Here is an 11,992-nt window from a genome sequence, read left to right on the forward strand (position 1 = left end):
CGCCGCGAACGGCTGCGGGGACAGCTTAAGTGGTAAGCCCCAGTCGGAAGGCGGATGCCACGACGTGCTGGCGGTTCTTGGCCTTCAGCTTTTCCTGCAAGCCGTTGATGTACCAGTCCACTGTATGGCTGGAAATTTCCAGGGCCTTGGCAATTTCGTTTGACGTCAGGCCATCCGCCAGCAGCACGATCACTTCCATCTCGCGCCGCGTCAGCCGGGTCTCGAGCTGGGGCACAGCCTCCAGTTCCTCGCTTTTTTCCCGGAATTCGAGGAAACGCCAGAACACTTTTCGTGCCGCCGCATCGAATAGCGCCACTTCCGCCGGCGAAAGATCCACCACCTTGCCGCAGATCGTCACGTGGCCCAGGAGCCCGTTGCGGCCCTGAACCGGAAACGTATAGCCATCGAGCAGCCCGTTGCGGGCGGCATCCTGCATCATCCGCTGCATGCGGGCGCGGTTCGGGTCGGTCTTCAGCTTCAGCACCGCATCACGCCAGCGGAACGGCCGCTGCGCGATCCCGAGCATTCGCACGGTCGGGTCGACGATCGGGTACCGGCGCGAGGCGTAATTCTCTTCCCAGTCCTCCGGCCAGTGCGCGGCAAGCACGTCATGACCGCTGTTCTGGTGCTGCCGGGAATGCAAACGGATACTGTAGTACTCGAAGCCGTAGGGCTTGAGCACGCTTTCGAGCTGAGCAATCAATTCAGCTTCGGTCTTGGTCTCTTCAACGAGGACCAAGAACTGGACGATCAGCTGAATACTCAAGTTGCCCCCTCTAATAACCTTTTCAAATCAATAGTCATCGTTCTGAAAAATGCCTTGGCGCACAATCGTGCCAGCATAGTTATCAATGTTTGAAGGTGTATCCCAAAATCTAGCTACACCGAGGCTGCAAACCACAAACCTTGCCGTTTTGATCCATCACATATGCCACGCTTGCCGAGCGGCAAGCGTTTCTGGCAGAAGAGAATTGCTGCTGTCGCGGAAATGCCTTTTCCGATTTATAGAGGTAGCCAAGACGAGGCCGCGCAAGGCGGCTACACATCAACGAGGTTGCGCCACTTGACGCTCTTTCAGGTTTACGCACGCGCTCTCAGATACCTGGCGAAGAACAAATGGCGCGTCACCGCCGTTGTCATCGCCAACGTCGTGCTTGCCGTCATCACCATTGCAGAACCGATCCTCTTCGGACGCATCATCGACGCCATCTCGTCCGGCGGCGACGTGACAACCTGGCTTGCGGCCTGGGCCGGTTTCGGCGTCTTCAACACCATCGCCTATGTTCTCGTGGCACGGGAAGCGGACCGCCTGGCGCATGGACGGCGCGCCTCGCTGCTGACGGAAGCTTTTGGCCGCATCATCTCCATGCCGCTCTCCTGGCACCACCAGCGCGGCACGTCGAACGCGCTGCACACGCTGCTGCGCGCCGCCGAAAGCCTGTTCGGCCTCTGGCTCGAGTTCATGCGCACGCATCTTGCCACCGCCGTGGCACTCGTGCTGCTCGTCCCGACCGCCATCTCCATGGACTGGCGCCTTAGTATCGTGCTGCTCGTCCTGAGTGTGCTTTACTGGATCATTGGCGCGACCGTCATGAACCGCACCAAGGAAGGCCAGGCCTCGGTCGAGAACCACTACCACACGGTCTTCTCGCATGTGAGCGACGCGATCAGCAACGTCTCGGTACTGCACAGCTACAACCGCATCGAGGCTGAAACGCGGGCGCTGAAAGACTACACCAAGAACCTGCTTGCCGCGCAATATCCGGTGCTCGACTGGTGGGCGCTGGCCGGCGCGCTGAACCGCACCGCCTCCACCGTATCCATGGGCGTGATCCTGGTGATCGGCACCTACCTGGTGCAGAAGGGCGAGTTGCGGGTCGGTGATGTCGTCGCCTTTATCGGTTTTGCCAATCTGCTGATCGGCCGTCTCGACCTGCTGCGCCAGTTCGCCACCCAGATTTTCGAGGCACGCGCCAAGCTCGAGGATTTCTTCAAGCTTGAAGACTCCGTCGAGGAGCGGGCCGAACCGGCTAATGCACGTGAACTTGCCAACGTCCGTGGCGAGGTTGAATTCCGAGACGTCACCTTCGGCTTCACCAACACCAAGCAGGGCGTCCACAACGTGTCTTTCACTGCCAATGCCGGGGAAACGGTGGCGATCGTCGGCCCGACGGGTGCGGGCAAGACAACGCTCATCAACCTGCTGCAACGGGTCTACGATCCGCAGGAAGGCCAGATCCTCATCGATGGCGTCGACATCAAGACGGTGACCCGCAAGTCGCTGCGCAACTCGATCGCCACGGTCTTCCAGGATGCCGGCCTGTTGAACCGCTCCATTAGTGAGAACATTCGGCTTGGCCGCGAGGGTGCGACCGAAGAAGAAATCCTCAAGGCCGCCGAAGCCGCCGCCGCAACGGACTTCATCGAAAGTCGCCTCAGCGGCTACGACACCACCGTCGGCGAACGCGGCAACAGGCTCTCCGGCGGCGAACGCCAGCGCATTGCCATTGCCCGAGCGATCCTCAAGAACGCGCCGATCCTCGTGCTCGACGAAGCCACCAGCGCGCTCGACGTCGAGACGGAGGCGCGTGTCAAGGCAGCGATCGACCGGCTGCGCGAGAACCGCACGACCTTCATCATCGCCCACCGCCTCTCAACCGTACGGGACGCCAACAAGGTGATCTTCCTCGACAACGGCCGCATCATCGAGTCCGGAAGCTACGATGAACTGAGCCAACTCGGCGGCCGGTTCGCCTCCCTGCTACGCACCAGCGGACTGCTGGACGACGAAGACGATCATGCCGAGAAGCCTGCGGAGCTTGGCCATCCGGCATAAGCGCTGCTGGTTTGGGTCCAGGGAACGAAAAACCCGCCGCCATGGACCATGGCGGCGGGTTTTCTTGTTTCTTTAACCTGCAATGGCAGTCGGTTCAGCCTGCGGTCGGTTCAGGCAGTCGTTGCACCGGTGCTGACAGCGCGAATTCTCCGCTGCCATCCGCCGCCTCACCATCCACAGTCACCGTGTCGCCGTCGACCACGATCGTGTGGACCTGGCCCTCGATCGTCACCTCTGCCTTGAACCCGTTCCAGCCACTCGGCAGGCAGGGATCGACGCGCAGCCTGTCGCCTTGTCGGCGGATGCCGAGGATGCCCTCGATCGCGGCACGGTAGAGCCAGCCTGCCGAACCCGTATACCAGGTCCAGCCACCCCGGCTCGTATAGGCTCCATGGCCATAGACATCGGCTGCGACGACATAAGGTTCGACACGGTACGTTTCGGCCGCCTCGCGATCGAGCGCGTGGTTGATCGGATTGAGGATCTGGAAACACTTCCAGGCGTCGTCACCGCGTTTGAGCCCGGCAAGGGCCAGCACCACCCAGATGGCTGCATGCGTGTACTGACCGCCGTTTTCACGCACGCCCGGCGGATAAGCCTTGATATAGCCCGGATCCTTGCGGGTGTCCTGGAACGGCGGCGTGAAGAGCCGGATGATACCGGCCTCCTCATCCACGAGTTGGTCCAGAACCGCGTCCATGGCCTTGGCCCTGCGTTCGTCATCGCCAAAGCCCGAGAGCACGCTCCAGGACTGGCCAAGCGAGTCGATGCGGCATTCGTCGCTGGTGATTGAGCCGAGCGGCGCGCCATCGTCGAAGTAACCGCGGCGGTAATAGCCGCCGTCCCAGCCTGCTGTTTCGAGCGCCTGTTTCAGGGCTTCGGTATGCTTCCTCCACCGCTGCACGCGCCCGTCATCGCCACGCGCTTCGGCATAGGGAATGAAATCGCGCAAGGCAGCAGCAAGGAACCAGCCGAGCCAGACGCTCATGCCTCGGCCGCCGGCACCGACGCGGTTCATGCCGTCGTTCCAGTCGCCGCCGAGTATCAGCGGCAGGCCCTTTTCGCCGGTCCGCGCCACCGCAAGATCAAGCGCCCGCGCTGCGTGTTCGTAAAGGCTTGCAGTCTCGTCCGTGACGGTCGGCTCGTAGAAGGCGTCGTGCTTGTTCTTCTCGACCGCCGGGCCGTCGAGGAAGGGGATCTCCTCGTCGAGCAGCGTCGCGTCGCCCGTCACCGAGATATACTGGTGGACGGCATAGGCCAGCCACACGACGTCGTCGGAGATGGTGGTGCGCACGCCAGCACCATTGCCGGGCAGCCACCAGTGCTGCACGTCGCCTTCCCGGAACTGCCGTCCGGCCGCATTGACGATCTGGCGTCGCGCTAGCGACGGCTCGTGCAGCAGGAAGGCAAGCGTATCCTGCAACTGATCGCGGAAGCCGAAGGCACCGGACGCCTGGTAGAAGGCGGTACGCGCCATGATCCGGCAGGCGAGAGCCTGGTAAGGCAGCCAGTGGTTGACGAGATTGTCGAGCGTCTTGTCCGGCGTCGAGATCTTCACCCGTCCGGTAAATCCGGTCCAGAAGTCGCGCGTTTCCTGGAGGATCTGCGCAAAGTCGCCGTCGCGAAGCTCGGCCACCAGTGCCTGGGCCTCTTCGCGCGTTTCCGCGTCGCCCAGGTAGAAGGTCACTGTCTTCTCTTCGCCCGGCGCGACCTCCAGGTCATAGGCAAGCGCGGCACAGGGATCGCCGTCGAGGTCGAGCGCGCCGGTGAGCGCCGAGGCAGCCGTCACCGCTGCCGGCATCTGGATCGAGCCGAAGCGGCCGATGAATTCCCGCCGGCTGACGGTGTAGCCGGTCGGCTGCTCCTTCATCGCCAGGAAGGCAAAGCGCCGGTAGTCGATGCTGTAGGCGTTGGTGGCAAACAGTGCCCCGGTGTCCTCGTCGCGCCTCGACAGGATGAACGGCAGCGAGCGGGCAGAGTTGGCGCCCAGCATCCATTCCGCGTAACCATAGATCCGAAGGCGCCGCACCTCGGAGCCGCTGTTGCGCAGCACGAGATGCGAAAGCTTGGCGGCCCGGTTGCGGTCGACGGTCTGCGTCAGCCGGACCTTGAGGCCCTCATCCTCGCTGGAGAAGACCGAATAACCGAGTCCGTGACGTGCCTCGAACTTCAGCTCCGGCTTGCGGGACAGGGCGGCAAATGGCGTCATCACCGCACCGCTCTCCCGGTCGGCAATGTAGAAGCCTTCGCCCGGACGGTTGAGCACCAGGTCGTTCGTCCATGGCGTCAGCTGGTAATCGCGCGAGTTCTTCGCCCAGGTAAAGCCCGCCCCTTCCGCCGAAACATGGAAGCCGAACTTGTCGTTGGCGATGACATTGATCCACGGATGCGGCGTTGACTGGCCGCCGTGCAGGCGCACCACGTATTCGCTGCCGTCCTTGGAAAATCCGCCGAAGCCGTTCCAGAAGTCGAGATCCTCGGGCGCGTCGATCGGCGGTGCCTTGAAGATCTCGCCGTTGAGCAGCGGACGGCGGTCGATCTCGACCTCCTGGTCCTTCTGCGGCGCGAAGATGCTCGCGGTGCGGCTCAACTGGTCGCTGATGCGTCCGTTGCGCGCGTGAAGCACGACGCGCGAGGCCGCGATCAGGCCTTCGGAGGCCGCCTCGTCGGTCAGGTCACGCCGCAGCGTGAAGACATGCTGGCGCTGGCCTTCGGAATTGCTCAGCCGCCGCGCACTCTTCGACAGCGACTCGATCTCGTGCTGCATGTCCTGCGCATAGGATGCTGCCCGTTCGTTGAAGATCACCAGGTCCGTCACGACGCCTCGCGAGCGCAGGTATTCCTGCGCGCTCATTGCTTCCTTGGCGACATTCATGTCCGCATCGTCGTTGATGCGCAGCGTGAAGATCGGGTGGTCCCCCGAAACGCCGGATGGCCACAGGCCCGATTGTGGCCGCATGTCCGCCTGCAGCGTCGCCTGGTCGGCGCGAAGCTGCATGTCTGGGTAGATGAGGTAACGCGCCAGGTGCTGGAAGGCTGCCGCATCCTGCGACGAGACGCCGAGGTGGCGCATCTGCACCTGCGTGCGCGTCCAGGCCTGCGTCAGCTCCGTCTGGAAGGCGTCAGGGTGACGGTAACGTTCCACCGCCTGGTCGAGGCCCTCGCGGTTCGGCGCGGCAATCGTCCAGAAGATCACGCTCACCTTCTTGCCCGCTGGCACCCGCACGACACGGCGCAAGGACAGGATCGGGTCGAGCGTGAAGCCATCGGTGTTCGACAGGTTCGCACCCGGATCAAACGCTGCCGCCTCGGCGAGCGTGCGCCCGCGGCCAATGAAGTTGCGCCGGTCTGTCTCGTATTCAGTCGGGCGCGCCGCCCCGGCATTGTCGGCTGCCAGGTGTGCGATCAGCATGTCCGGATCGCTCGGGCTGCGCTTGTTGCGCCAGGCACGGATCACGTCCCCGCGGCGGCCGATCTCGGTGCGGATGAACATGCGCTGGAAAACCGGATGGGCGTTGTCGTCATCCTCATGGGCCAGCACCGGCTCCATGTAGGAGGTCACCTCGATGAAGCGGTCCTCGCTGCCCATGTTGAGCAGCGTCAGGCGACGGCCTTCCGCATCATGCTCGGTGGCAACAATGCATTCCACCGTGCTCGTCAGGTCGCCGATCGTCTTCTGGAACTCGGCGCGGTCGTCGCTGAAGATCGTCTTGGTCTTCTCGCCTTCGATGCGGCGTGGTTCGGCGGTTGCCGACCACCACTCGCCGGTGGTGGTGTCGCGCAGGAACAGGAACTGGCCAAAGCGGTCTTCGGTCGGATCCGGCTTCCAGCGCGCCACGCTCATGCCGTTCCAGCGCGAGTAGCCCGTGCCGGTCGCCGTCAGCATGAGGGAGTAATGGCCGTTCGACAGCAGAACGAGCTCGCGGTCCTTCGTCGCCGGGTTGTTGATCGTGCGGATTTCCGGCCGCAACAGTTCGCCCTGGCCCTTGCCCGGCGTTTCCTCGTGCTTGGCGCTCATCACCGGAATGTCGCGCGGCGCCTTTTCCTGCAACAGCAGTTCAGCCGCCTCGATCACCGGATCGGCATGGAAGAGTTCACGCAGCAGGCCGTTCATCACCACGTTGGCGACGGCGGCAATCGACATGCCATGGTGGTGGGCATAATAGTTGTAGACCACCGCGCAACGCTTGCCTTCCGGCAGGCGGGTCGGGGTGAAGTCAACAGCATCGTGGAACCCGAACTGACCAAGCGCCCCGAGCTCGCGCAGTTCGCCGAGGTTTTCCAGCGCCGAAACCGGATCATACTGGCTGGCAAGGATCGAGGCATAGGGCGCAATGACAGCGTTCTGGCCAAGGCCCCGCTTCAGGCCCAGCGTCGGCACACCGAAGTTGGTGTACTGGTAGTTCATCTGGTGGTCGAGCGCGTTGAAGGCGGCTTCCGAAATGCCCCATGGCGTGCCGAGGCGGCGGCCGTGGTTCATCTGCTCGCGCACGATCAGGTTGTTGGTCTGGTTGAGGATGCCGCCCTGGCGCTCCTGCATCACGAGCGGCGGCATCAGGTATTCGAACATCGAACCCGACCAGGAGACCAACGCACCGCGGGTACCGATCGGCACGACCTGGCGGCCGAGCTTGTACCAGTGCTCGGTCGGCAGGTCGCCCTTGGCGATGCCGAACAAGCTGGTGAGACGTGCCTCCGAGGCCAAGAGATCGTAGCAGGCCTCGTCCACCTCGTTGGTTTCCACCCGGTAGCCGATTGACAGAAGCCGGCGGTCCTTGCGGAACAGGAAGCTGAAATCCATCGCAAAGGCGAGCTGGCGGGTGCGGTCGCGCAGCGCGCTCAGGCGTTCGCGCAGGGCTTCGATATTGCCGTTGTCAAAGACGCTGTCGGCGATATGCGCCTCGCAGCTTGCGACGAGCGATGCCGACCAGCGGGTGACATCCTCGCTCTGCGGCGAGCGAACCTCGTGCTCGAGGTTGACGGCGAGCTTCTGGATATCGCGCGCCAGCACCGCAAGGTTGATGATGCGGATCGACGCAAACTCATGCTCGCGCTTGACGGACGCCAGAGCGTTGCCGAAGCCGATGATGCGCTCTTCCAGCCGGCGGCGCAGCGGCCGAACCGTCTTGCGGTCGTCGGGCAGCGCCTTCAGGCTTTCCGCCAGGATACCGGCCACGTCGCCGATGCCGTCGAGATTGCCCTGCAGGTGTGCCGAGGGCGCTTCCGCCCAGATCCGCAGCGCCGACGAGATTGCGATCAGGTGGCCCGCGAAGTTGCCGCTGTCGACCGATGACACATAGCGCGGCATCATCGGCTTCAGCGTGTCGGTCTCGTACCAGTTGTACATGTGGCCGCGCAGCTTCTCGGCCCGCTCCACGGTCGCGATCGTCTGCTCGATCCGCTCAAGCGTTTCGGTGAAGCTGATCCAGCCGAAGTGCCGCGCCGAGACGATCGACAGCAGGTAGACGCCGATGTTTGTCGGAGACGTGCGCTTGGCGACCGACGGGTTGGGCCGCTCCTGGTAGTTGTCCGGCGGCAGGTAGTTCTGCTCCGCGGTGACAAAAGTCTCGAAATAGCGCCAGGTGCGCCGGGCGATCTTGCGCAGCTCGACGGCCGCGGGCTCGGGCACGAACAGGCGGTCTTCGGTCTCGGCCGACTGGCTCACATACCAGGCGACCAGCGGCGAGAAGATCCACATCACCGCAAACGGAAGGCCTACCAGGAAGGCGTTGTCGCCGGGAATGGCCGACAGGATAACGCTCAGCACGGCGATCGTCGGCGCGTGCCACATCGAGCGGTAGTAGTCTTTCGGGCTCCCTTGCGCGTTCGACTGGATCGACGCGGCGGTGCGCCACTCCAGCATCAGCTTGCGGCTGAAGAAAAGCCGGTAAAGCGAGCGCGCAATGGCGTCCGTCATGATGCAGGCAGAGTCGGCGATGAAGACGATCCGCAGCGCCACCTGGGCGTTGGCCGAACGAATGTCGGACCAGACGGAATAGAAATGCGCTCGCGGCACGATATCGGCGGAGCCGGGCAGCAGGCCTGTAATCAGGCTGATGGTCGGCGCTACGAACAGCGAGAAGATCAGCAGGATCTGCCAGATCAGCGCGCTCAGCGGGTCCATGAAATACCAGCCGAGCACGGAGGCGAAGAACCAGGCGATCGGTGTCAGCGACCGACGCAGGTTGTCGAACATCTTCCAGCGGCCAAGCGCGGTGACACCGCGCTTCGGATCCATGATGAAGGGAAGAAGCTGCCAGTCGCCGCGCGCCCAGCGATGCTGGCGCGACACTTCCACCTCGTAGCGGGTCGGGAAGTCTTCAACCAGTTCCACGTCGGTGATGAGTGCGCATCGCGCAAACGAGCCTTCGAGCAGGTCATGCGACAGGATGGCGTTTTCTTCGATACGGCCCTTCAGCGAGGCTTCGAAGGCATCGACATGATAAAGCCCCTTGCCGGTAAAGCTGCCTTCGCCAGTCAGGTCCTGGTACACGTCGGAAACGGTGAAGACATAAGGGTCGAGGCCGCGTCCAACCGAGAAGACGCGCTGGAAGACCGAGGCTTCCTTGCCCGTCGTCAGCGACGGGGTGACGCGCGGCTGCATCAGGCCGTAGCCGTGCACCACGCGGTTGGTGTCCGGATCGAGGATCGGCTGGTTGATCGGGTGGTGCATCTTGCCGACGAGCTTGGTCGCGGCATCACGCATCAGGCGCGTATCGGCATCGAGCGGCATGACATACTGGACGCCTGCCGGAACCATGTTGGCGCCCGGAAGATAGGTCGTGTCCTGGTCGCCGCGCAGCAGAAGGTTCAACTCATGCAGCTTGCCGCGCTTGCGCTCCCAGCCCATCCACACCCCTTCGTTCGGGTTGAACAGACGGCGGCGATGCAGGAGGTAGAAGCGGGTACGCCCGTCTTCGTTATATTTCGCATTGAGCGCCGCGATCTCGCGCTTGGCGTAGTCAAGGATCTCGATGTCCGCATCGGTTTCCTCGACCTTGCTGTCGCGCCAGTCGCTCAACAGCGCGAAGTAGATCTCGCCATGCGGGTTGGAGAGGAAATGGACCTCGAGGTTGCGCACCAGCTCGTCGACTGTGTCGCGATTTGTGATCAGGCACGGCACCGCCACCAGTGTGCGGGCTTCTTCCGGAATGCCTTCCTTGAATTCGTAGCCGACCAGACGCGCCGGCCGCACCAGATAGGTCACCAGCGTATTGAAGAGCCCGGTCGCGCCTTCCGAGGCGGGCAGCGAGAACATCAGGAGGAAGAAGAAGACGATCGGCAGCGGGATTTCCGCCTGCACCAGGAACCAGGCGGCAGCCGCCATGGCAAGCAGGGTGATCAGGATGACCGGCCCCGCGATTGCCAGCCAGTTCAGCTTGCGCACGACGCGCACGAAGCGCTGCACGAAGCGAGGCTTGTAACCGACGGCTGCTTCAAGCTCTCGGCGACGGCGCCCGACGATAAAGGCACCGATATTCGTCTCGCGCGGATCCGAATCCGGCATGGACGCAGCTTTTTCCGAAAGCGCGATCGCCGCTTCGGCCACCTCGATCTCGCTGCTGTGCGAGCGCCGCGCCAGTTGCTCGATGCGGTTGCGGTAGGCGTTCCTCGAGCCGAAGTCGAGCGCCTGATAGTCGGTCCGCTCGCGGAAGATCTTGTCGATCTGCGAGACTTCCTCGAACCAGACCGTCCACTCCGTATCATTGATCTCGCGCAGGCTCTTGACGATGTTGCCCATCGTCACGTTGCCGGAAGACAGGCGGCTCTGCTCGGCCTGCATCACCTCGTCAACGGTCGTTCCGGCGGCCGCAAGCCGCCCCTCGAGCCATGCGATGGCAAAGGCCGAGGTCTGCGATGCATTGCGCAGGCGATAGAGGAACTGAGCGGCAAAGGTGTGGTCGGTGGTGAGCCCCTCAATGCTCTTCAGCAGGCTGGCGCTCTGCTCCTCGTTGTTGAGGCGGATGATCTCGTCGGCCGCCTCGTTCGCCCGGCGGCGCATGTTGCGCGAGCGGTCGACGCGTGTCGCGATCCGGCGCAGGTTTTCGATCAGCACGAAACGGATGAACGACGGAAGCGCCCAGAGCTCGCCGATCTCCAGCGGCTCCTGGGACTGGTAGGCCTCGACCATGGCGGCAAGGCTTTCGCTGGAAAGGCTGCTGTGGGTATGGGCAACGTAAAGCCAGGCAAGCGCCAGCGCCCGCGGCATCTCGATATTGCCGACCGTCGTGGTGCGCAGCTGCCGGAAGAACTTCGGCGGGAAGTCACGGCGTACTTCCTGGATTGCTTCTTCGATGATGTAGTAATTGTCGAGCAACCACTCGGCCGCGGGCGTAATCGTTGCGCCCGCATCCACGTCGACGGCCGTTGCACGGTAGACGCGCAGGATCTCTTTTTCGTTTTCCTTGTGCCGCTTGAGGAAGTCGAAATCCGTCAGCCCCGGTAGGCTTGATGTTCCCTGCCGGCCAAGGCTTTCGCCGCATTCCCGCAATTCTTCGGTATTGAAATAGGTCGCGCGGATCGAGTCGTTATGATCGATCTGCTTGGCTTCTGGTTCGCGCAGGGAAGCTGACGTGCTTTCAAATGACATGGATACGGCTTCTTATTGAAAACTAAGAGTTTAGTCGGGTTCGACTTACTAGGCCTGCCGGATGAGCGCTAGCCATCATTTGCGCTATGATGAGTACCGCTCGAGGCAATCCGAATGAGAGGAAATAGAGAGCGGTCCGAATATGGCAAATGCCTCTCCACCAACGATTCCGTGTAGGTTACGGATTCATGCATCACATGCCACTAGTGAGCCTGGGCTGAATGGAAGCTGAACGGGTTCATGCCGCTGATGGCATTGATTTTTTAGACAATTCGCAAGTAAGTGAGGCCGCGCGCAAACAAAAACGCCTCCCAGGTTGCGGAACCTGAGAGGCGTTTGAGGTCCTGGGAGGACTGAACGGTTACGGGAAGAGCCCGAGGGTCACTGCACCGACAAAGGCGAAGGCGGCAGCGACAAGCGTCGTATTAAGTGCCCATTGCAGCTTTTGGCTTTGGGCGGTGCGAACTGGGAAGGGCCGTGTCTGATGCTCGAGATGCTGCATGGATGTCTCCCGGGTTCTAGCGCGTGCCCCACTTGGGAGCACGGCTGACTCTACCTTATCTAGA

The 11,992-nt window shown here is 62.7% G+C and carries 4 protein-coding genes; 1 reads left to right on the plus strand and 3 read right to left on the minus strand.

Annotated features, from left to right (window positions below; all coding sequences use genetic code 11):
* Positions 1–25: 25 nt before the first annotated feature.
* Positions 26–766, minus strand: a complete 741-nt coding sequence (locus CYG48_RS14240; protein WP_118850979.1) for a LuxR family transcriptional regulator — start codon at positions 764–766, stop codon at positions 26–28.
* Between the two features lie 297 nt (positions 767–1,063).
* Here CYG48_RS14240 and CYG48_RS14245 point away from each other — a divergent pair, with 297 nt between their 5' ends.
* The gene (locus CYG48_RS14245; RefSeq protein WP_118850980.1) at positions 1,064–2,836 is read left to right on the plus strand and encodes a glucan ABC transporter ATP-binding protein/ permease; all 1,773 of its coding nucleotides are present in this window, start codon (positions 1,064–1,066) and stop codon (positions 2,834–2,836) included.
* 94 nt (positions 2,837–2,930) lie between these two features.
* Here the strand turns inward: CYG48_RS14245 and CYG48_RS14250 are convergent, their stop codons facing one another.
* Entirely contained in the window at positions 2,931–11,426 is an 8,496-nt protein-coding gene (locus tag CYG48_RS14250) for a GH36-type glycosyl hydrolase domain-containing protein (RefSeq protein ID WP_118850981.1), read from the minus strand.
* 361 nt (positions 11,427–11,787) lie between these two features.
* Positions 11,788–11,928, minus strand: a complete 141-nt coding sequence (locus CYG48_RS22545) for a hypothetical protein (protein WP_199925153.1) — start codon at positions 11,926–11,928, stop codon at positions 11,788–11,790.
* Positions 11,929–11,992: the final 64 nt, after the last annotated feature.

It is taken from the genome of Neorhizobium sp. SOG26, from assembly GCF_003491345.1.
GTDB lineage: Bacteria > Pseudomonadota > Alphaproteobacteria > Rhizobiales > Rhizobiaceae > Neorhizobium > Neorhizobium turbinariae.

Bases quoted from the DNA above. Each gene is read 5' to 3' on its own strand.
- CYG48_RS14250 (WP_118850981.1), bottom strand. From the start codon at position 11,426: ATGTCATTTGAAAGCACGTCAGCTTCCCTGCGCGAACCAGAAGCCAAG.
- CYG48_RS22545 (WP_199925153.1), bottom strand. From the start codon at position 11,928: ATGCAGCATCTCGAGCATCAGACACGGCCCTTCCCAGTTCGCACCGCC.